General features: G+C 68.3%; 22 protein-coding genes and 1 pseudogene. 9 read left to right on the top strand and 14 right to left on the bottom strand.

Features of this window, described 5'->3' with window-relative positions; genetic code table 11:
- From ACFYQ5_RS32180 to ACFYQ5_RS32155, 6 genes are all read right to left on the bottom strand, one after another.
- A partial coding sequence (locus ACFYQ5_RS32180) for a tetratricopeptide repeat protein (RefSeq protein ID WP_389202705.1) occupies positions 1 to 2,089 on the bottom strand: 2,089 nt, incomplete at its 3' end.
- Between the two features lie 165 nt (positions 2,090 to 2,254).
- The gene (locus tag ACFYQ5_RS32175; RefSeq protein ID WP_389202703.1) at positions 2,255 to 2,983 is read right to left on the bottom strand and encodes a phosphatase PAP2 family protein; all 729 of its coding nucleotides are present in this window, start codon (positions 2,981 to 2,983) and stop codon (positions 2,255 to 2,257) included.
- A 301-nt stretch (positions 2,984 to 3,284) separates the two neighbouring features.
- The gene (locus tag ACFYQ5_RS32170; RefSeq protein ID WP_389202833.1) at positions 3,285 to 4,274 is read right to left on the bottom strand and encodes an NlpC/P60 family protein; all 990 of its coding nucleotides are present in this window, start codon (positions 4,272 to 4,274) and stop codon (positions 3,285 to 3,287) included.
- A gap of 115 nt (positions 4,275 to 4,389) precedes the next feature.
- Positions 4,390 to 4,566: a hypothetical protein gene (locus ACFYQ5_RS32165; protein WP_389202701.1), complete on the bottom strand. Its 177-nt coding sequence runs from the start codon at positions 4,564 to 4,566 to the stop codon at positions 4,390 to 4,392.
- Between the two features lie 377 nt (positions 4,567 to 4,943).
- Positions 4,944 to 6,725, bottom strand: a complete 1,782-nt coding sequence (locus ACFYQ5_RS32160) for an alpha/beta hydrolase (protein ID WP_389202699.1) — start codon at positions 6,723 to 6,725, stop codon at positions 4,944 to 4,946.
- Positions 6,722 to 7,126, bottom strand: coding sequence for a hypothetical protein (locus ACFYQ5_RS32155; RefSeq protein ID WP_389202698.1), 405 nt, complete (start codon positions 7,124 to 7,126; stop codon positions 6,722 to 6,724). Before ACFYQ5_RS32155 ends, ACFYQ5_RS32160 begins: the two co-directional genes overlap by 4 nt.
- A 179-nt stretch (positions 7,127 to 7,305) precedes the next feature.
- Here ACFYQ5_RS32155 and ACFYQ5_RS32150 point away from each other — a divergent pair, with 179 nt between their 5' ends.
- On the top strand, positions 7,306 to 7,935 hold the full coding sequence (locus tag ACFYQ5_RS32150; protein WP_389202696.1) for a histidine phosphatase family protein: 630 nt from the start codon (positions 7,306 to 7,308) through the stop codon (positions 7,933 to 7,935).
- A gap of 92 nt (positions 7,936 to 8,027) precedes the next feature.
- Positions 8,028 to 9,608, top strand: a complete 1,581-nt coding sequence (locus tag ACFYQ5_RS32145) for an adenosine deaminase (RefSeq protein ID WP_389202694.1) — start codon at positions 8,028 to 8,030, stop codon at positions 9,606 to 9,608.
- Between the two features lie 22 nt (positions 9,609 to 9,630).
- On the opposite strand, the gene ACFYQ5_RS32140 is transcribed toward ACFYQ5_RS32145, so the two are convergent.
- Positions 9,631 to 10,230, bottom strand: a complete 600-nt coding sequence (locus ACFYQ5_RS32140; protein WP_389202692.1) for a Uma2 family endonuclease — start codon at positions 10,228 to 10,230, stop codon at positions 9,631 to 9,633.
- A 164-nt stretch (positions 10,231 to 10,394) separates the two neighbouring features.
- A complete protein-coding gene (locus ACFYQ5_RS32135; RefSeq protein WP_389202691.1) occupies positions 10,395 to 10,856 on the bottom strand; it encodes an ATP-binding protein in 462 nt (153 codons plus the stop codon).
- Positions 10,857 to 11,069: 213 nt separating this feature from the next.
- Here ACFYQ5_RS32135 and ACFYQ5_RS32130 point away from each other — a divergent pair, with 213 nt between their 5' ends.
- The 3 genes from ACFYQ5_RS32130 to ACFYQ5_RS32120 are packed head-to-tail and all read left to right on the top strand — an operon-like array spanning position 11,070 to position 12,360.
- Positions 11,070 to 11,921 carry a helix-turn-helix domain-containing protein gene (locus tag ACFYQ5_RS32130; RefSeq protein ID WP_389202690.1) on the top strand — a complete coding sequence of 284 codons (852 nt, stop codon included), beginning with the start codon at positions 11,070 to 11,072 and terminating at the stop codon, positions 11,919 to 11,921.
- Between the two features lie 9 nt (positions 11,922 to 11,930).
- The gene (locus ACFYQ5_RS32125; protein ID WP_389202688.1) at positions 11,931 to 12,119 is read left to right on the top strand and encodes a DUF397 domain-containing protein; all 189 of its coding nucleotides are present in this window, start codon (positions 11,931 to 11,933) and stop codon (positions 12,117 to 12,119) included.
- Positions 12,112 to 12,360: a DUF397 domain-containing protein gene (locus ACFYQ5_RS32120; protein ID WP_389202686.1), complete on the top strand. Its 249-nt coding sequence runs from the start codon at positions 12,112 to 12,114 to the stop codon at positions 12,358 to 12,360. The genes ACFYQ5_RS32125 and ACFYQ5_RS32120 overlap by 8 nt, the downstream gene beginning before the upstream one ends.
- A gap of 103 nt (positions 12,361 to 12,463) precedes the next feature.
- Here ACFYQ5_RS32120 and ACFYQ5_RS32115 read toward each other — a convergent pair.
- The 5 genes and pseudogenes from ACFYQ5_RS32115 to ACFYQ5_RS32095 all read right to left on the bottom strand — a co-directional run.
- Positions 12,464 to 12,652 (bottom strand): annotated as a pseudogene (locus ACFYQ5_RS32115) (zinc-binding dehydrogenase); the annotation flags it as partial.
- 340 nt (positions 12,653 to 12,992) lie between these two features.
- On the bottom strand, positions 12,993 to 13,322 hold the full coding sequence (locus ACFYQ5_RS32110) for an alpha/beta fold hydrolase (RefSeq protein ID WP_389202685.1): 330 nt from the start codon (positions 13,320 to 13,322) through the stop codon (positions 12,993 to 12,995).
- Positions 13,323 to 13,707: 385 nt separating this feature from the next.
- Positions 13,708 to 14,163, bottom strand: a complete 456-nt coding sequence (locus ACFYQ5_RS32105; protein WP_389202831.1) for a hypothetical protein — start codon at positions 14,161 to 14,163, stop codon at positions 13,708 to 13,710.
- Positions 14,164 to 14,302: 139 nt separating this feature from the next.
- Positions 14,303 to 16,054, bottom strand: coding sequence for an alpha/beta hydrolase (locus ACFYQ5_RS32100; RefSeq protein WP_389202683.1), 1,752 nt, complete (start codon positions 16,052 to 16,054; stop codon positions 14,303 to 14,305).
- Entirely contained in the window at positions 16,051 to 16,227 is a 177-nt protein-coding gene (locus ACFYQ5_RS32095; RefSeq protein ID WP_389202682.1) for a hypothetical protein, read from the bottom strand. Before ACFYQ5_RS32095 ends, ACFYQ5_RS32100 begins: the two co-directional genes overlap by 4 nt.
- Positions 16,228 to 17,072: 845 nt before the next feature.
- Between ACFYQ5_RS32095 and ACFYQ5_RS32090 the strand changes: the two genes are divergently transcribed.
- From ACFYQ5_RS32090 to ACFYQ5_RS32080, 3 genes are read left to right on the top strand one after another with little or no spacing between them, the layout of a single operon-like run.
- A complete protein-coding gene (locus ACFYQ5_RS32090; protein ID WP_389202681.1) occupies positions 17,073 to 17,195 on the top strand; it encodes a Scr1 family TA system antitoxin-like transcriptional regulator in 123 nt (40 codons plus the stop codon).
- A gap of 10 nt (positions 17,196 to 17,205) precedes the next feature.
- The gene (locus ACFYQ5_RS32085) at positions 17,206 to 17,394 is read left to right on the top strand and encodes a DUF397 domain-containing protein (protein WP_389202679.1); all 189 of its coding nucleotides are present in this window, start codon (positions 17,206 to 17,208) and stop codon (positions 17,392 to 17,394) included.
- The gene (locus ACFYQ5_RS32080) at positions 17,387 to 17,635 is read left to right on the top strand and encodes a DUF397 domain-containing protein (protein ID WP_389202677.1); all 249 of its coding nucleotides are present in this window, start codon (positions 17,387 to 17,389) and stop codon (positions 17,633 to 17,635) included. Before ACFYQ5_RS32085 ends, ACFYQ5_RS32080 begins: the two co-directional genes overlap by 8 nt.
- Before the next feature lie 189 nt (positions 17,636 to 17,824).
- Here the strand turns inward: ACFYQ5_RS32080 and ACFYQ5_RS32075 are convergent, their stop codons facing one another.
- Complete coding sequence (locus ACFYQ5_RS32075; protein WP_389202676.1) at positions 17,825 to 18,277, bottom strand: hypothetical protein; 453 nt, start codon at positions 18,275 to 18,277, stop codon at positions 17,825 to 17,827.
- Between the two features lie 155 nt (positions 18,278 to 18,432).
- On the opposite strand from ACFYQ5_RS32075, the gene ACFYQ5_RS32070 reads away from it, so the two are divergent.
- Positions 18,433 to 21,054 carry a polysaccharide lyase family 8 super-sandwich domain-containing protein gene (locus ACFYQ5_RS32070; protein ID WP_389202674.1) on the top strand — a complete coding sequence of 874 codons (2,622 nt, stop codon included), beginning with the start codon at positions 18,433 to 18,435 and terminating at the stop codon, positions 21,052 to 21,054.
- The last annotated feature ends 3 nt before the right edge of the window (positions 21,055 to 21,057 follow it).

Below are 21,057 nucleotides of genomic sequence, written 5' to 3'. Positions count from 1 at the left end.
GAGCCCGGCTGCCGACGGCCCACTCGTACTGCGGATCGATCCCGACGGCACGGTCGTAATCAGCCAGAGCCTCCTCGTACCGGCCCATGGCCTCATACACCTGCGCCCGGCTGCCGTAGGCCCAGGCGTACTTCGGATCGATCGCGACGGCCCGGTCGAAATCGGCGAACGCCTCGGCGTGGCGCCCCAGGTTCCGGTAGGCGTCACCTCGGCTGCCGAAGGCCAGGACGAACAGCGGGTCGGCCTCCACCGCGCGTGTGCAGGAGGCGACCGCTTCCTCGTGGCGGCCCAGGACCCGGTAGGTCTCCCCGAACTCCGCATGGGGCCGTGCCGCGTCCGGTGTGAGAGCGACGGCCGCCGCGCAGTCCGCCAGCGCACCCTCCGTCTCACCCGCGCCCCGGCGTTCCGCGGCACGCACGGTGTACACCAACGCCCTTGCGGAGGGATCGAGTTCGGGCGCCCCCAGCAACAGGGTCAGGGCGACCGCGCCCGGCCTCTCTTGCTCGGCCGCGTCCTCGAGACGACGACCCCACGACGTGAGGACCGCCGAATCCGTGTCGCCTCCGGCCCGCCCGAGCGTCTGGGCCCAACGGCGCAGCGTGGCGACATCGAGGTCGACGGCCTGGGCACTCTGACAGAGCGCGTCGGGCAGGGCGCCGCGAGGATTCGCGCACAGCCGGTGGTACGTCTCGTTCAGCCGGTGCTCCCGCCAGGCGGTGTCCGCCCAGTGGTCTTCCGGGTCGGCGCCGAGGTCTGTCTCCACCACGGACCGCGCCTGCTGGAACAGGTCCGCCAGGCGGATGTGCGCCTGCTGCCACCGGGCGGGCGACCGGGTCCGCTGCAGCCGCAGCATCGCGGCACGTACGACGTCGTGGTAGCGGCAACGGCCCGCCTGGGGAGAGACGAAGGCCAGGCCGCGCAGCCACGCGTAACTCCCGGCCGCGGCCTCCGGGACGACCGCACGGTAGATGTCCTCGTCGATCTGCAGAGGAAGCGCACAGGCCAGCGCGGCCTCGCGCCGCTCCGTGTCCGGCTCCCACTTCAGGAACCTCTCGACCGCGGTCTCGGACGGATCGCCCAGGCCCGCACCCGTCCCCGGTTCGCTCCGGGCCAGCATGTCGACCAGCAGCGGAAGCCGGCCCGACAGGCGCAGGACCAGCTCGATGCTCGGCTCGTCGGTGACCCCGTGGGTGGCGAGCAGTGTGCGGGCCTCCTCCTCGGTGAACACCTCCAGGCACACCTCGGTGACCTGGCCCAGCCGATCACCCCAGACCCGGGTGTCCAGACGCAGCTGCCCGGACAGCACGATCTGCACGTTGACCGGCAGACCGCCGTAGTCCTCGCCGAAGGCCGTGTCGTGGAGCCACCGGTCGAGCACCGGCCCGGTCCGCTCGTACACGTCGAAGAACAGCACCACCCGCTCGCACCGTTCCGCGACATCGGCCAGGTCCTCCAGGAAGACCGGGGCGAGGACCGCGAGCGGATTCATCACCAGCTGCACGTCGTCATGGCTGCGCAGCCGCATGTTGAGGGCCGCCCGCACCCGGTCGGCGCCCAGCGCGACCTGTTGCGGATCGACCGCGCCGACGAACGCCCCGACCCCGGGCACCATGCCCAGCCCGACCAGGCCCACCTGGGCCGCGACCGTGCTGGACGGCGAGGCGGCCGGTGCGGTCGCGGCCTGGCCGCCCGAGGGGTCGGGCAACGGTGCGGGGACGGCGCTGTCCGCCTGGTGCCTGCGCTGACGGTAGGTCGCCAGCTGTCTGTCGAACCTCTTCAGCGGGTGACCTTGCCGGCCCAGCCGGGTGCTGACCGCTTCCATCGCCTCGAACACGTCATGCACGTCGTCGTCCACGTACGCCGTGACCACGGAGGCCTGCTCCCGCGCCGTGGCCTCCCACTGACGCACCAGGGTCGACTTCCCCACGCCACCGTTGCCGCGCACGTGGAAGAGGAACGGGAAGTCGGTCTCCTCCGGATCCCTGGCGAACGTCTCCCGGAAGACCGCCAGCTCACCCCGTCGCCCGACGAACTCCGTACGCTCGCGCCGCCGATTGACTTCCTGCCGCGACGGCCGCCGACCGGCCACATGAACCACCCCCCGGATCTCCGGACATGATGCCCCGCCGTCGGGAGTGCGGGGACGGAACGACCGAAGTGACCACGTGGCCGTCGGCCGCCGCCGGCACCCTCCGGAACACGCCTGAGGGGGCGCCCCTCGCGGAGCACCCCCTCGAACTCTCGAAGCCCCTGCCTACGCGGCCAGGTCCCTCTCGCCGGGCGCACCGCCGCGGCCGGAACCCGGGCTCGGCTCGGGAATCCCGTGCGACTCGTCCCGCCCGCCGGCGGCGACCGCCCCGCGCGAGCGGACGAGCCGGCCGACCGCTCCGGCGCGGGCCACGGCCCCCACCAGAGGAGTCAGCAGCATCATCGCGAGCGGGGAGAGGAGCAGGGCCACCGCCGTACCGAGAGCGAAGCCGCCGATCACGTCGGTCGGGTAGTGCACGCCCATGTAGACGCGGCAGAAGCCCTCCAGGAGCGCCAGCGCGATCGCCACCAGGCCGAACTTCCTGTTGGCCACGAAGAGCCCCACCGCGATCGCCATCGCCATCGTCGCGTGGTCGCTCACGAAGGAGAAGTCCGTCTTCCCCTGCACCAGGACTTCGAGACCCTTGTGGTCGTTGAAGGGCCGCGGCCGCTCGACGAAGCCCCGGATCGGGATGTTGATGAGCAACGCGATCCCGGCGGCGAGCGGCGCCCACACCAGCCCGGCGACCGCAGTCACCGAATCCTCGGTCGTCCCACGTCGGCGCACGCTCCACCAGCACCACAGGACCACCAGGACCATGGCGAGCATGATCCCGAATTCACCGACGAACTCCATGACCCGGTCGAACCAGGTCGGAGCGGCCTTCGCCAGCCCATTGATGTCGTAGAGCAGGCTGACATCGGGGTTCGACCCATCGAGTGCGAGTCCAGCCATCTGCCGCGGCCCCTTGCCTTGTCTGCTGCTGCGACGCACAACGGCGTGCGTCGCCTTGGTCTGACCCCCGTGGTCGGTGCGGATTCAGTGCCGCGCCACGCCATGATGCCGTCACGTCGGACTGGTCTGGGCAGTCGCGCCTGGTCATGTGCGCATGCTGTCCCAGTCCAGGGAACGGTCTGTCAGCTGCGTACGTTCCGTTCTCCACCGAATGATCACCATGACGTTATCGAAGAGAGACTCGTCGTCGCAGCTCAGGGCCCGGGCTTCACGGAGAGTTCCGGCCACGGCCGACTGCCCGTCAGCTTTCCGGAAGCGCGGTGGGGAGCGCCGCCGCCCCGTCCTTCGTGACCCTTGTCGCACCGAAGTAATCAGGGGTGTCGATCTTGTCGAACCGGATCACCGAGCCGGTGTACGGGGCGTTGATCATGTACCCACCGCCGACGTAGAGCCCCACGTGCCGGATGGCCCGCGAGTTGTTCAGATCGTCCGAAAAGAACACCAGGTCACCGGGGAGAAGCTCCTCCCGGGAGGGGTGCGCGCCGGCGTTGTACTGATCGTTGGCCACCCGGGGCAGCTCGATGTCGACCGTCCGGTACGCGGCCTGGGTCAGCCCGGAACAGTCGAACCTGCCGCCCTGATCGGCCGTGCCGTTCCCGCCCCAGAGATAAGGAGTACCGAGCTTCTTCTGCGCGAAGTAGATCGCCCCGGCAGCCTGCTGCGAGGGCTGCACCCTGCCGACCGGCTTGGCGAAGCTCTTCTCCAGGGAGCGGATGATCTTGACGTAGTTCTGTGTCTCGCTGATCGCGGGCACCCCGCCCGACTGGATCACCCGGTAGGCGCCCGCGTTGTACGCGGCGAGCATGTTGTCGGTCGGGTCGCCCGGAACCTTCTTGACGTACCCGGCGATCTCGCAGTCGTAGGACGCTGCGGACGGAATCGCGTCGGCCGGATCCCATACGTCCCGGTCCCCGTCCTTGTCCCCGTCGATGCCATGAGTGGCCCAGGTCCCGGGGATGAACTGCGCGATGCCCTGCGCGGCGGCGTGGCTCTGGGCGCGCGGGTTCCAGCCGCTCTCCTGGTACAACTGCGCCGCCAGGAGGGCGGGGTTGATGGCCGGGCAGAGATTCCCCCACTTCTCCACGAGCGGCTGGTACCGCGCGGGCACAGCCCCCTTGGCCAACCCGACAGCCCCGCTCGCCCCGGCGATCCCGGCGGCGGCGGAGTACGTACCGATGACAAGCAGGGCGATGAAGCACAGGCCCAGCCCGATCCCACCGCCGACGAACAACCAGTATTTCCGCACCCCCCAACCATCCCCCATCCGGGCGTGGTTCACGACGCGATTCGCTGGTGTGTACGGGTGGATGGGGGCATGAGGGGGCGTCGGGGGCGTTCACGAGGGGTCAGGGGGCGCCGGTGGACCAGAAGGGGGAGCGGATGTTGGGGCGGGGGATGGGGTAGACGCCCTCGTAGGACGGGCCGTTCGGCGGCGTGGTCGACTCGGCTACCCCGGACTTCTCGACGCAGGGGCTGTCCGCTTGGAAGAAGGCCTGTCCCTTGCCGCCGAAGCGAAGGCTCACACCGAACCCCTCCTTAGTCTGCGCGTAGATCGCAGGAAGATCCGCGCTATTGTTCACCGCCTTGATTTGGTAACCACTCTTCCTCCAGAGCCGATCCACCAGACCCAAGAAGCTTCCCCTGCGCTCAGCCGAAACAACGGTCATGACGGTTCGCCTGCGGGAAACATCGCAACTGCCCGTAGTAGTTGGCCCGTGAGCCCAGTTAACCTTCGGACTAATCTCATTTAATGCGGAGTCGAGGATAGCATCCGAACGATCAGCAGCCTCTTGCATATCCATGCCGAGTCGACCCTCGCTATTTGTTGAAATTGCTTCACCAGTACACGCAGCTAGCGAAAAACAGATCAGCGACAATGCCGACCACCGAGCCAAGCGGATCAACGCGGTTCCTCCATCTTGACTTCACGCGACCGACCGGCAGCGACTAGAGCAATACTATCTGCTGATACGGCATCCCTCTCGGGATCAAAATACTGCGAATGAGCGTCTGTCGAGAGTCCACGAGGGCCGATCGGCCGCGGACCGTCGTCCACTGGGAAGCGCCTCGCACCGAATGCTTCGCTGGCCGGATCCTTACCGAACCACAAGTCGTCGTCCCCTTGGTCCACAACACCTCCTACGATGTATCCATAGGGCCCCGCCATTGCACCAAGGGTCACCTGCTGCTTAGACGGAAGCTTCGTCACAACATCATTCTCAGCGGCACCCACGAATACGTGTCCGCTTCCCACCTTGAGGTCCTCTGCGTGATCGACACCCACCCCAGGACTACCTACAAGGACGATGTCAGCAACTCCAGGGATGCCACCCCCTTGCTGTGTTGCCGCCCCCACAGTCCGAGATCCGTACGAATGACCAATCGCCGTCAAGTGAGGGTTGTCAGCCTCATTAGTTTCCACGAGACCACCCATGAATGCATTAAAGGCACGCCCGCCTTCACTGGCTCTCTCTTCGCCCATCACGGCCAAACTTTCAATACCATCCGGTGTTTGCGGAGCGTCATAGCCCAACCAAGCGATCACTGCACTGGAATGGTCAAGGTCCTGGACAGCAATGGCTGTATCCCTGGCACGCTTGAGATCACCCTCAGCGAAATCTCTATCAAGCGACGTGTTCAACCCCGGCACATACGCCGCCACATTCTTAGCCGTATCAGGATTCCCGAACGAGACGATCGCCCGCCCGTTCCCCTCATCCCCGATGCCCAGCAGGAACATGGGCGGCTGTGTCCCCTCCCCCAGCTGCCGGTCGATCTCCCGCAGTCCCGCCAGCTGCGTCACCGACTTCTCGTCGTCCCGCCCCTCCAGCTTGCCGATCAGCAACTGCAGGTTGTCCCGGTTGGCCGCGTCGCGGACCAGGGCCGGAATTCCGTCCAGGTTCCCGATCTGGTCCGGGTACACCGCCAGGTACTCCTCGCGCTGTTCCTGGGTCAGCCCCGCCCACCAGTCCAGCCGTTCCGCAGGAGACGCGTCGCGCGGGATGGCGTCCTTGAGGTACGCCCCCGCCGCGTCCCGGACCTCAGACGCGTCGGCCGCCGCGTCCTTCCACGTGGAGTCCGGGACCTTCAGGCCCTCCTCCGCCTTCAGCCGGCGCAGGATCCCCGCATACCGCCAGTCGATCTCGGCCGCCGCCCGCACCGCCCCGGTCACCCGGTCCGCGATGTCCTGCGCCTTTGCCGCATGGGGGTTCGGCGGGACCAGGCCCGAAGGCGGCACCAGCCCCGCAGCCCCGCTCGACGACGCCGTGCCGCCCGTCAGCGGCGTACCGTCGATGAGCCCTTCGCCCGCCGCCGGATACGTCACCGATCCGTCCGCGTGCACCGTGAACTTCAACGCGGTGGCATCGTCCAGCGCCTGCGCCAGCACCCGCTGCTGGGTCCTCATCTCGTGGGCCAAGGAGTTCAGCGTCGTACGGACGAGCCCGCACTCGGTGTACACGTACTGGAAGTTCCGCCCCAGCTGCCGCAGCCGTGCGACCGCCGCCTGTGCCGCCTCGCCCTCCTGCGTGTCGCGGAGCCCGGTGAGCAGTTGCTGCTCGACGCGGTCCCGCGCCGCGTCGGCCCGGTTGCTCGACCTGCCCCACCCGTCGGCCGCGCCCTCCAGCTCGGCGCACTTCAGGTCCCGTAACTGCGCCCAGGTCAGCGCAGGTGTCGGCGTCACCGTTCGTCACCCCCGCCCGTCCTCACCGCGGCGAAGGACGACCTGACGGCCCCGTTCGTGGCGCCGTGCGTACGCGCGACGTCCCGCAGCCTGGCCGCCAGGCTGCCGCACTCGCCCTGCGCCGCATGGATCCGCCGCTCCCAGGACTCCCGTACGGCCGCGAGTTCCGCGAGGGCGGTCAGCCGGCCAGCCCCCGCCATGAGCCCCTGGTGCGCCAGGCTCAATTCGGCCCGCACCGGGCCCAGGTGGGTCACCAGCGCCTCCGCACCCCCGGCGGCCCGCAGCCACGGACCGTCGCTGTGCTTCAGCCTCGGCCCGCCTTCACCCCCGCTCGGCGGCGGCCCCGCCGAATCACTCAGCCCGCCCACCACGGCCATCCCGTCACCCCGTTCCTCGATCACGGAGCGGCACTGTGCCAAACGCGGCGTACCCGACACGCCGGGCGTACCGGCGGCGTGAGCCGGACCCCCGCCCCCGCAAGGAACCGCCCCGGCCGACATCACCCGAACGCGCGACCCGGAACCGACCGGAGGGAGACACCGTCCACCCCGACACACACCGGACCACCCGAAAGGGCCCCATGGCCACCGCGACCGCCACCCGCTTCCTCTACATCGCCCGGCACGGCGAGGCGTCCCCGGACGAGACCGAGTTGACGGAACAGGGCCGGCGCCAGGCCGCGTACCTCGGCGAGCGGCTCCGGGACGTACCGCTCTCCGCCGTCCACCACGGCCCACTGCCCCGCGCCACGGAGACCGCCCGGCTGGTCCACGACCGGCTCGGGCGTGACGTTCCCCTTCACTCCTCGGAGGCGGCAGGGGACTACGTCCCGTACGTCCCCCGCCGGGACGAACTCCCGGCGGACTCGGCGGACAGACTCCTCGGGTTCGTGGAGCAGTTCCCCGAGGCCGAACGCAGCCGGGGCCCGGAGCTGGCAGGCGCCGCGCAGGCACGGTTCACCGGGCCGGTGGACGGCGACGAACCCCGCCACGAACTGGTCGTCACCCACGCGTTCCTGGCCGCCTGGCTGGTTCGGGACGCCCTCGACGCACCCGCCTGGCGCTGGATGGGCCTCAACCACGCCAACACCGGGCTCACCGTGATCCGTTACGCCCCCGGCAGGCCCACGGCCCTCGTCATGGTCAACGACCTGGGGCACCTCCCGGCGGACCTCCGCTGGACCGGCTTCCCCCCGGAACTCCGCGCCTGAGCCGGTCCTGGCAGATGGATGTCCTCCGGACGGATGGTTTACGGGGCACTCTTCACGCAGTCCGGGGGCGGTGCGGCCCACTCTTCGTGATCATGCAAGGCGTGATCTCCCTACACCACAACTCATCGCGGACCCGCCGGTTGTTGATGGCCGCAGGGCTCGCCGCGGCGGCCCTCGCCGCCTCGCTGCCCGCCGGTACGTCGGCCCGAGCCGCCGCCCCCTCCGCATCCGTACCGCCGACCCGGCCGTCCACCGCCGCCGAAGCCCGCACCGCCGCCTGGCTGAAGACGCATCCGCAGGAGGCCGGCCGGTTCTTCCGGGACCTCCCCAAGGGAGGTGACCTGCACAACCACCTCTCCGGCGCGGTACGGACCGAATACCTCATCCAGCTCGCGGCCGAGGACGGCCTCTGCATCGACGCCACGACGACCGCCGTCGCAGCACCGTGCGTGACCGGCACCCGGCCGGCCGCCGACGCCCTCACGGATGCCGGGTTCCGGCAGGAAGTCATCCAGGCCTGGTCCATGCAGGACTTCCCGCAGGGCGAGTCGGGGCACGACCACTTCTTCGCCACGTTCGGGAAGTTCGGCGCCGCGACCTCGCACCGCGGGAAGATGCTGGCCGACGTGGCGGGCACCGCTGCGGCACAGAACCAGACGTATCTGGAGACCATGGTCAGCCCCGCCTCGGCAGGCGCCAAGCAACTGGCCGCCGACGTCGGCTGGGACGCCGACCTCGCCTCCCTGCACCGCAAGCTGCTCGCCGGCAGCCGACTGGACCAGCTCGTGACGACGGCGAAGCAGGAAGCCGACACCGCGGACGCCGAGTTCCGCGACACCGCGCACTGCGCGACCGCCACCCCCGGCCCCGCGTGCCGGATCACGGTGCGCTGGGTCTCCCAGGTGTCCCGCAACAGCGCCCCGGAACGCGTCTTCACCCAGATCGCCCTGGGGCTGCGCCTGGCCGAACGCGACCAGCGGTTCGTCGCCGTGAACCTGGTCCAGCCGGAGGACGGCGAGATCTCGCTGCGGGACTACCGCCTGCACATGCGCATGCTGAACTACCTGCACGGGGTCTACCCCGCCGCCCACATCACCCTGCACGCCGGTGAGCTCGTCCCCGGCCTGGTGAAGCCCGAGGACCTCACCTTCCACATCGACGACGCCGTACGCACCGGCCAGGCCGAACGCATCGGCCACGGCGTCGACCTCGTGCACGAGGACGACTGGCAGCGCCTCGCCCGCGACATGGCGCGCCGCCAGATCGCCGTCGAGGTGCCACTCACCAGCAACGCCCAGATCCTCCAGGTGCAGGGAGCCGAACACCCGTTCCCCGTCTACCGGAAGTACGGGGTCCCCGTGGTGCTGTCCACCGACGACCCCGGGGTCTCGCGCGGCGACATCGGCCAGGAATACAGCCGGGCGGCCCGTACGTACGGACTCGACTACCCGGAGCTGAAGGACCTGGCCCGGTCCTCCCTGGAGTACAGCTTCCTCACGGGCCGCAGCCTGTGGCGGCCCGACCCGGTCCGCCAGGGCTTCCGCCCGGTGGAGGAGTGCCGGAACCTGGACTCTGCACGCTGCGCCCGCTTCACCGCCCGTAACCCCAAGGCCGGCCTGGAGCTCCGCCAGGAACGCGCCTTCCGCACCTTCGAAGCGCGCTACACCGGCTGACCCCGGAGGGGGCGCGGCGTGGTCAGTCGCGCCCCCGCGAGGGATCCGGGGTGCTGTAGAGCGGGAACTCGTCCGTCCCGACGGCGATTCCGAGAGGCTCTGGCAGCAGGATGGTCTCGCCGAATTTGCCCCGCAGCACGTCCTGATATCCCCCGCTCTCCGGGCGCGTGTGAAGAGTCCACGTCCCGTGCCTGGGGTCGATGACAAGCAGAGAGGCGACACCCGCAACGGCGTACCAGTCGCCCTTTTGACTGATGCTCCTCGCCTTCTCCGACTGAGAGATGACTTCGACGGCAAGCTCCACGTCTCGTGGCTCAAGCAACCAGTCGTCGGACTCAAGAAACCCGGCGGGACACACGGTCAGGTCCGGAGTGACGTAGTCGTCGGCGTCATCGGGCATCTCGACCGAAACGGCCTCCGCCGCCACCAACTCCGGGGTCAGCTTCGGCCGGATGGCCTGCTCAAGCCGATAGATCACACCGGCGTGCTTGCCACGCGGAGTAGGAGACATCACCAGGCTTCCCCCCACGACCTGCACCCGCAGGCCTGTCGCTTCTTCGATCTTCTCGGCGACCTCGCGCAGGTTGCCCGGTCGCGGACGCAAGGGTGGCCAAACGGACACAGGTCTCGACCTCCGTGCCGGAGAGGGGGGTGCGGCGCCCACGGGAGCGGCTGAAGGCGCCACCTCATGTCCCGCGGTGACTTCACCGTACTGCCAGAGGTACTCATACGCTTCGGACATCAGGCCCCCTCCGGGTCATCGCGACACTCATCCATCACTCACTGTCACGATAGATCACCCCACTGACACTCCGGCCGGGCCGTGCACTCGACCCACAGCACCTTCCCGCCCTGCCCGGGCAGCCCGCCCCTGATCGGGTACGCGCCCCAGCTCTCCGCGCACTCCCGTACGAGATGGAGCCCGCGCCCCCGCTCGGCCAGCGCGCACGGCTCGTCCATGGCCCCGCCGCCGAACGGGGCCGGGATCACCGGATTGCTGTCCCAGACCCCGACCCGCACCCGATTCCGCCCCGCACCGCGCAGGCGCAGGGAGTACGGCGCCGAGGAATGCCGGAAGGCGTTGGTGACGAGCTCGCTCGCCAGCAGCTCGGCCGTGTCGACGAGATCCCGCATCCCGTGCACCAGGAGGACGGTCCGCAGAGTCGCACGGGCGATCCCCGGAGCACGGGGATCCTGCGGAAGTTGGAGGGTGTACGCCCAGGGCGGCGTTACGGTGGCCAGAGCCATGGAAGTCTCCGTTCACGGAGGAGCGGTGGGGATGTGCGTGTCGCATGGCCCGGTGACGAGGCCGCTCCGTCGAGCGGGGTACTTCCGGGCGGGTGGCCTGAGACCCAAGGTAGCGATCGTTGACATAAAATATTTGCCAGATCGCCAATCGCTTGTGTTGTCCACCAGCGCGAGGGACATGCCCACTGTGCGTGCGAGTAACGGAAGTTGACGATGGCAGCCAGAAACGCACCCAGTGCACGACGCCAACGGCTCGGGATGGAACTACGAGGCCTACGCGAACAAGCGGGCCTCACGGCCACGGAGGGCGCACGCCTCCTCGGCATCAGCCAGGCTCAGTTGAGCAACATCGAGGCGAGTCGCTTCGGGGTGAGCGCAGAGCGCCTGCGCGTCATGGCCGTCAACTACCGCTGTCACGACAGTGCTTACGTCGGTGGTCTGCTCGATCTCGCCCGAGACCAGAGAAAGGGCTGGTGGGAAACCTTCCGGGAGGTATTGCCGACCCCCCTGCTGGACATTGCCGAATTGGAGTGTCGTGCGACCGCACTGCGGTCTGCCAACACCGCTCACATCCCAGGGCTGTTGCAAACGACAGACCACGCGCGCGAGCTCTTTCGGCAAGTCGTACCGAAGTTCTCCCGTTCAGCGATCGAGCACCGAGTGAATTTCCGGCTACAGCGCCAGAGCATCCTCGACCACCCTGTGTCCATGACGTACCACGCAGTCATTCATGAGGCGGCTCTCCGCGTACCGGTGGGCGGCTCCGCCACCGCACGGAACCAGCTCGTCCACCTCCTGGAGCAGGGCGAACGCGATCACGTCACTATCCGGGTGATCCCGTTCTCCATCGGGGCATACCCCGGGTCCGGCCAGACGATCCTCTACGTCCACGGATCGACACCCCGTCTCGACACGGTGTCCCTGGACCAATCCCACGGGCCCGTACTAGTGGAATCGGAGAAGGGTCTGAACGCGTACCGCTTGCTCCTTGACCGTATGGCCGCAGTCGCACTTGAGCCGGCTGAATCGCACGCCTTCATCGAAGAGATCGCCCGCCAACTCTGAAGGGGTCCCGTGAACACCGACGACTGGCAGAAGTCCTCCTACTGCGGCCAGGGCGAGTCCTGCATACACATCGCCGCCGACCAAGGCACCGTCGCCCTCACCGAGAGCAGCGACCCCAGCGGCGCGACACTCCGGACCAGCCCCGCCGCCTGGGCCGCGCTCGTCCGTACCGTCAAGGAGGCGCACAGCCGTGGCTGACCTGCCGCCGGACCTCACCTGGACCCGCGCCGCCCCCGAGGACGCGCAGGGCCCCGGGCCCTGGATCGAGATCGCGTTCGGCCCCGGAGAGCTCGTACACCTCCGTGAGACCGGCGACCCCGGCACGGTGGTGACCACCACCGTGCAGAAGTGGGAGGCGTTCGCCAAGGGCGTCGTCGCCGGCGAATTCGACCACTTCACCGAGAACGACGCCAACGAGAGCCCTCCACAGCAGCATTGATGCTCTGCAGCGGACGCCCCGTTGACCTGGTGACCGCAGCACCTCCTCCGGGGGGACCGCACCTGCACACCCTTCGCGACGTCTGCTGGCCCCCGCAGCCGGCTTACAGACGACCAGGGGCCCGCCGCCCGCGAGTATGGCCCGCAGCGCTGTCGATGTGCGCCGCCGCGGCATGGCCGAGGGGGTAGGCCTTCTCGACCGGTATGCGCAACGTGCCCTGAGAGAAGAGCCGGGCGGCCTCGACAATGGCGTCCGACAGGTTCCCGGCCTTGGCGGAGAACTGCGCACCGAGCCTGATCGAGGAGGTCGTTCGCGCACTCGGCTACCGGCTGCTGACAGTCCACGCAGTCGTCGGCGCGTCGCCCCACGATCGTCGCACGCTCCCCGGCGTTGACATCCGCAGTATCTCCCGCCCTGCTCCTTGTCTCCGGTGATCACCGGAGACTGCGGGCGGCCGTCCTCGATCACGCGGGTGGCCGCGCCGGGACGGCTGGTCCTCGCAGCGTGGGAAGCACTGACCTCCTCGGTGTGCGCACTGGCCCGCTCGGACATGAAGCGCTTGGACGCCGGTCGCGATCGCGTGGTCCCGGCGGGTGATCAGGCTCCAGGAGGGGACGCTGCGGAAGGTCTCGTCAGTACTGGCATCGGAGACCGCTCGGGTGTTGGCGGGCCGCTGGGCTGCTGGGCCGGCGTCCGTGGCCCTGTCGACGTCGCCGGCGAAGACCTCCCGGAAGTGGGCCGGGACGATGAGGGCGTCCGTACCGTCTCGCCTTCGCGAGGATGAAGCCGGCGACGTAGACCAGGGCCTTGACATCGGGGTCCGAGGTGGCGACGTTGGCGATCACGGCACCGGCGTAGGAGTGGCCGACCAGCACCACGGGATCGTCGACGGTGAAGAGGTAGCTGGAGACGTAGGCGGTGTCGCTGGTGAGCCCTTGCAGCGAATTGGCGATGGCCCGCACGGGGATAGCCGTCCTCGCACAGTCGCTCCATCACACGCGCCCAACTGGTGGAGTCCGTTCACGCGCCGTGGACGAGGACGGCGGTGGGCTTGGGCTGGGGCTTGCAGCTCACAGAACTGCCGGGTCGGCACTGGGGATTCAGATGGGCCTGCACGACGTGTACGACCGCTTCGGCACGTTCGAGGTCACGCCACGGTGCGGGCTCGGTTCAGCCGGAGTGCCGTGGAGATGTCGCCGCCGACACCACAGGCACGACTGCCTGAACTCTCGCGTGACCGCCATCGACGGACAGGGAGGCTCGCTGCGCATCGCCAAGTTGCACATGGGGGGGGGTGACCAGGTCGCCTTGCGACAGACAACCTGGCCGCCCCCTGGGCACGAGAAATCAGGCCGGATTTTCCGCTGACCAAAAATCGGAGTGGACATTGGGGCGAGGAATCTCGACACCCTCGTAGGCAGGGCCATTAGGCTTGGCAGTGGGCTCGGCCACCTGGGACTTCTCCACACAGGGGCTGTTGACCTCGAAACGCGCCTGCCCCTGGTCAGCGATCACCAGCGAAATACCAAACCCCTCAGATGATTTAGCGAAGAATGCAGGAAATTCTTTATCCTTCCTCACCGAATAAATATCGTAACCACTCTTTTTCCAGGAGCGTTCGACCACACCAAGAAAGCTTCCGCGTCGCTGGTCGGAAATAATCGTCAGAACGGTACGCCGTCGAGTCACATCACAACTGCCAGTCGAGTTCTGATCGTGAGCCCACTGAACCCCTGGATCAATTGCCGCCAGCGCCCCATCCAACATGGCATCCGAATGTTCGGCCGCTTCCTGCATGTTCATCTCGACCACCCCCTCATCCTTACTAAATACCCCGCACCCGGTGGTCAACATTCCTGCAAGCACAATGCTCCAAGCCCATCGCGCGCCACCCATCATCGCCACTTCTCCGTTTGAATTCTATCCGGTTGCCCCGCGACGATCAGTGCGATATTCTCCGCAGACACTTTATCCTTCTCCGGCGTGAAGTACTGAGAATGGGCGTCAAACCCACCCGCGTCAAGAATCGGGTGCGGTCCGTCGTCAACTGCGAAGCGCTGCGCACCAAACGCCTCGCTAGCTGGATCCTTGCCGAAGTGGACATCATCATCTCCTTGGTCGGCAATGTCGCCCGCCAAGTAGGAAACAAAGGGCCCCCCGCCATGGCCAGGACCCCCACAGCACTCTGCTGCTTAGAGGGAAGCTGAGTCACCGGATCGTTGTCGGCCGCTCCGACGTAGACGTGGCCCTTACCCACACCGAGATCTTCTGCCTTATCAACACCCACGCCCGGACTACCAAGCAGGATGATGTCGTCTACAGCCGGAATTCCGCCGTCCTGTCGGGCCGCCGTGCCGACAGCGAGCGAGCCGTAGGAGTGGCCGATCGCCGTGACATGCGGGTCTTCATTCCGATTTGTTACGCCCAGGCCATCCATGAATTGATTGTAAGCGGGAGCTCCCGCTTCAGCACTGCTGGTACTTGCAACCGTAGCGATATTCGGGGCGTCATAACCGAGCCAGACGATTGCCGAGCTGGACGAGTCATACCCTCGCGCTCCTACCGCTGTATCCAGGCCACGCTGTAATGTGTCATCGACAAACCCCGTATCCAGCTTGGTCCCCAACCCCGGCACGTATGCCGACACATTCCGCGACGTATCCGGGTTCCCGTACGCCACAATAGCGCGGCCGTTTCCCTCGTCCCCGATCCCCAGCAGGAAAGTCGGAATCTTCGAGGGCTCACCCAGTTTCCCTTCGATCCCACGGAGTGCGTCCAATTTCATTCGGGCATCCTCGCCCTCCTTCCTCGCCAACTCATCGATAAGGACCGGAAGGTAATTTCTGTTCGCCTCGTCCCGCACCGTGGCCGGTATCCCGTCGAGACCGCCAACGAGTTCCGGGGCGACGTCCAGGTACTCCTGCTGGCGCTCCCCAGAGAGGCTGTCCCACCACTCCTTGCGCGCGGCAGGCGATTCATCCCAAGGGACTCCCTGAGCAAGGTACTTGGAGGCACCGGAACGTACACTCGCTGTGTCCTGGAAGACGTCGTCCAGAGTCGCCTTGGTGACATCGATCCCCTTGGCGGCCTTGAGCTTGTTCAACACCCTCGCGTAGCGGTCGTCAATCTCCGTGGCCTGCCGCACGGCACGTGCGATGAGGTCCGCGATTGCCTCGGCCTTCGCCGCGTTCGGGTTGGGCTTGAAAGTCCCTCCGGGCAGACCAGGCCGCTCACTCAGGCCGGGCGCTTCCAGCGGAAGCCGCGCGCTGCCCTGGGCGGAACCGCCCGGATGCTCCTGCTTGCCCAGCAGCGTCTCACCTACCGCCGCCGGATAGCTGACTGAACCGTCCGCATGAACAGTAAACTTCAGGCTTGCCGCATCCTCCAGTGCCTGCGTCAGCTGCGTCTGTGGGCCGGCCAGTTCAGCGGCCAGGCCATTCAATGCAGTGCGGATCAGCCCGGCCTCCGCGTGCACATACTGAAAATTGCGACTCAGTCGCTTGAGCCTATTGATGGCAGCTTCCGCAGAGTCACTCTCTTGGGTCTCGCGCAGCTTCGCTGTCATCGCTTTCTCGACCCGGACCCGATCAGCATCTGCTCGACCTGAGATCTCGTGCCAGCCATCGCTCGCGTCTTCGAACTCCTGCCGCTTCAAGTCCCGCAGCCGTTGCCAGGTCAACATCACTCCGGTCACCGACGCTCATCCGCGCCCGCGTCAACGGACTTGATGGACTTATCCACAACAATCTCGCTCTCGCCCATCTCCCTGGCGACCTTCGACAAGGCTCCCCCCAGGTAGTCGCACTCACCCCGTACAGCGGCCAGCCGCTCGTCCCACGATTCCAGCACGGCAGTCAGCGATGCCACGGATGCGAAACCCACCGCGCCGGTTGCCACGCCTGCGTGTGCGGGACGAAGGCGACTGCGGCTCGTCTGGGTACTGGTGCCCAAAGTGCTGGCAGTGCCGGATGCGCTGGTCCACGGCCCACCGCTGTGTTTCAGACGGTCCGTACCTCGGCCTGTACCTGATTCACTGCCTGACGATTCAGGTGCAACCCCGGCCAGCGACATCCGCGCTCCAGCCCCTCCAGTCGCTTCTGCCTTGAGCTGTTCCCACTCGTCCCAGGCCATCTGTGACTCCACCCCCACGTACTCCGCAACGCGGCACCCGCGTCATCGCATTGACGCTAGCTCACCGACCTCCTCCCTGACGGAATGCAAATGGAGATGCCGAGCACCAGAGATGGGCACCCATAGCATCAATTGCGCGGCCTTAACAAGGGCGAACAACCTCAGATATTCCTCGGAATCACAAGGGCCGGCTCACGCCAGGGTGGAGCACTGCGCTGTCGGGCAGCGCCACGTCCCCAGGCAACCGCCCGCCGGGCGGCCCTGGCCCTCCCGGACGTGAGTCACGGCTACCCCTTCACCCCGGGACTCGACGTGTACAAGGTCGCGGGCAAGGTGTTCCTGATCGTCACAGACGACCCGGACGATCAGCATCACGGTCAAGTGCGAACCCGAACACGCCCGCGCGCAAGAACGCGGCTACGCCTCCATCACACCGGGCCGCTACCTCGACAAACGCCACTGGATCACACTGGGGCAGGGACCCGGCATCACCGAGCGGCTGAACACCGACGCGGTCGAGCTACGTACAGGGCCCGGTCCCCGCTCTCGACACCGCCCAACTCGACCAGTCCCACGGTCCGGTGTTCATCGACTCCGAGGCTCAACTGGCGCAGTACCGGCTGTTGCTCGAACGACTCGATGCCGCCGCCTTGCCGACGGAACAATCGCGAGACCTCATCCACGCCATCACTCAGGAATTGTGAGGAACCGAAGATGACCACACCCGACTGGCAGAAGTCCTCCTATTGCGCGCAAGGCAACTCCTGCATACACATCGCCGCCGACCAGGGATCGGTCGCCCTCACCGAGAGCGGCGACCCCAGCGGCGCGATACTCCGGACCAGCCCGCACGCCTTGGCCGCCCTCATCCGCACCGTCAAGGAGACCCACGACCGTGGCTGACCTGCCGCCGGACCTCACCTGGACCCGCGCCGCCCCCGAGGACGCGCAGGGCCCCGGGCCCTGGATCGAGATCGCGTTCGGCCCCGGAGAACTCGTACACCTCCGTGAGACCGGCGACCCCGGCACGGTGGTGACCACCACCGTGCAGAAGTGGGACGCCTTCGCCAAGGGCGTCGTCGCCGGCGAATTCGACCACTTCACCGAGAACGACTCCAACGAGAGCCCTCCACAGCAGCATTGACGCTCTGCAGCGGACGCCCCGTCGGCCTGGTGACCGCAGCACCTCCTCGGGGGACCGCACCTGCACACCCTTCGACGCGGTGGGGATCCGCGACGTGGCCGCCGAGGCCGACGTGGCCGTGACCACGCTCTTCTCCCACTTCGCCTCGCCGGCGACCCCGGCCTGCTCACCGGGCGGGGCCGAACACCGTCAGGAGGACGGAGCCACGGGCGGCGGGGGCGGCGGCAGCGGCGGGAAGGGCGGCGGAGACGGCACCCGTGGCCGCTGGACCGCAGGAGCTACCGGTGGGGGCGGAGGCGGCCCGGACGGAAGCCGGCCGGGCCGTCGGCGCTGCGGCTGCGAGGCAACCGGCGGCGGTGGAAGTGGCGGCGGGGGCGGAGGCGGCTCGACCGCCGGCAGCAGCGGCCCACCCGCGCGCAGCCGGGCGATGGTCAGCTCGTTGCGGCGGCGTGCGAGCGGGGCGTCGTCGCGTTCGAAGACGAGCTGGGCCGCCCCGCCGACGAGTGCGTGGACCGTCAGCAGCCGGTAGCCGAGCGCGCGGGCGATCTGCTCGATCCGGCGTTGCTTCTCGTCCGTGTGCCGGCCGGACCTCACCTCGACGCGACCACGGCCGTCGAAGCGCGAGCGTACGTCGTCGTCCACCTGAATCCGCCCCTCCGAGAAGGATCAGCGGCCCCCCGAGCCGCGTCGCCCCACGATCGTCGCACGCTCCCCGCCGTTGACATCGGCGAGAGACCGTTGCTTGGCTGGGAAGAACGAGGAACAAGCGCTTACAGGCCGGACTTTGGAGCGTGCTGGTGAAGCTCTCGCGTCGTTCCGCACTGTCCGTGATCCCCGCAGCCACGCTCTGGGCGATGTCCCAAGCGCTGCGCGCCGAGGCCTCGCCCCGGCGCGATCCGGCTGCCGGTCCGCGTTCTTCGGCGTCGTCGGACGGCATTCCGGCCCGCCTCCTCCGGAACACCGTCGCGGTCTTCGCCGGCACCGCCGAGTCCAACGCCCGCCCCGAGGTCGCGCCCAAACTCGCCGCCCTGCGGGCAACGGCGCGCGCCCGGCTCACCGCGATGGACGGGGCCGGGCAGGGCGAGCTCTTCGCGGGCGTACCGCTCGGCACCAGCGACCCCAACCTGAGCGCGTCCTACCATTACCTCTACGAGATCGCGCTCGCCACCTGCCTCCCCGGAGCCGACGGCACGAACGACACACCAGCGGTCCGTCGCCGCGTCCTCGACGGCCTGGTCCGGCTCCACGACGACTGGTTCGGCGACCAGTCCAAGGGGTACTACGGCAACTGGTTCCACTGGGAGATCGGGATCCCGGCCCACGTGACCAAGACCCTGGTCCTGCTCTGGGACGAGATCGCGGCATACCGGCCGGAGCTCACAGCGACGTACATCGCCTCCATGGACGCATACCTCCGCAACGGCAAGAACGGCGACGTCGACCTCGACTCCCGCTTCCACACCGGCGCCAACCTCGCCGACATCACGACCAACCGGATCCTCCAGGGCGCCCTGCTCGGTGACGAGGCCCGCATCACCAAAGCCCTCGCCGACCAGCTGACGGTCTTCTCGACGATCGACCCCTACCAGCCGCGCCACGGGGTCACCGACGGTTTCTACGCCGACGGTTCCTTCGTCCAGCACGCCTCCGTCGCGTACACCGGCTCCTACGGCAAGGCACTGCTCACCCGGATCGTCCAGACCGTCAAGATCCTCGACGGCACCGGCTACGTCCCCGACGACAGGTTGGTCGGCGTCGTACGGGGCTGGGTCGTCGACGGCTTCGCCCCGCTGATCTTCGAGGGCTGGATGATGGAGATCGTCAAGGGGCGCGCGGTCTCACGGACCGGCACCGGGTACGCGGACGTCACCGCCGTCGTGGAGGCCGTCGCCGACCTCTCCGCGTACACGACCGGCAGCGACGCCGAGGCCCTCCAGGGGTACGTGAAGTACGTCCGGCAGACCTCGAAGGCGAGCCTCGACACGACGTCCTTCGTCTCCCCGGTCAGCATCGCCCGCTACGCCGACATCCTGAACTCGCCCGTGCCCGCCCGCGATCTCGGCCCCGCCGCCTCCCACACCGCGTTCAACGCGATGGACCGCACCGTCCACCGCCGCCCCGGCTACGCCTTCGCCCTCGCCCGCAGCTCCGACCGCATCAGCAGGTACGAGTACATGAGCGGCGAGAACCTGACGCCCTGGTTCCAGGGCGACGGCGCCCACTACCTCTATCTCTCCGGCACGGACCAGCGACAGGCGTTCGGCGTCGACTACTTCACCGCTGTCGAGCCCCACCGCCTCGCCGGCGTCACCGCCCCCGCCGAGACGCGACGCACCGTCCCCGAGCTCTACGGCACCCTCTGGTACGACAACCCGGAGCGCGGCTTCACCTCCTCCTCCGAGTCGCAGAACACGTACGTCTACTTCCCGCGCGGCACCCAGGCGTTCTCCGGCGGCGCCCGCCTCGGCGCCTACGGCGTCACCGGTCTCGTGCAGTCCGACGACGCCGCGTACGCCGCCCAGCAGGCAGGCACGCTGCCCGGGGACTTCGTCGCCTACCGGGCGGCGGGTGCCACCAGGTCCTGGTTCATGTTCGACGACGAGATCCTCGTACTCTCCGCAGGTGTGACCGGCCTGGCGGGCCGCGCCGTGACCACGGCGGTCGACAGCCGTATCACCGCCCCCTCCTCCCCCGTCGCCCTCACCGGCGGTCTCCGCGACGGGTCGCCGTGGCAGCAGGCCGGGTCCGCCCCGCCGGCCTGGCTGCGGTACGCCGACGAAGAGCAGCAGACCTCGGTCGGCTACGTCTTCCTGTCCGGCCCCCCGCCGGTCGCCGCCCTCGCCACGGTCACCCGCAGCCGGCGTCTCGTCCGCCTCACCAACGCGGACACGGCGGTGACCAAGCAGGTCTTCACCCTGTCCTACGAGCAGGCCGCCGGAGAGCGGCCCGCCTCCATGGCGCACGCCCTCGTCCCGAACGCCTCCGCACAGCAGTTGGCGTCCTACGCCCACGGCGGCCCGCTCACCGTGCTGTCCAACACGGTCCGCCTGCAGGCCGCAGCACACACCGGCCTGGGCATCACCGCAGCCAACGCCTTCACCCCGGGCACGCACCGGGCGGGACGCCTCTCGGTCGACGGCCCCGCATCGGTCATGCTGCGCCGGACAGCGGGCGGCGCGTACTCCGTCGCGGTGTCCGACCCCACGACGACGCGGCGCACCGTATCGGTCACCCTCCACGGCCGGCCCCTGCGGCGCGTCTCAGCCGACGCCGGGGTCCGCGTCCGCCACGTCCCCGGCGGCACCCGCATCGACGTCACGACCCACCACGCCTACGGCGGCAGCTTCACGGCGACGCTGACCGAAGGGCCCTGCAGGCGAGACGTACCGGCAGGAGCTGAGGACAAGCACCGCGGATGAAAG

Origin of the sequence: Streptomyces sp. NPDC005794 (assembly GCF_042871445.1) — a bacterium.
Lineage (GTDB): Bacteria > Actinomycetota > Actinomycetes > Streptomycetales > Streptomycetaceae > Streptomyces.
The sequence above is the reverse complement of the archived record's forward strand: the minus strand, read 5'-3'. Positions and strand labels throughout refer to the sequence as shown.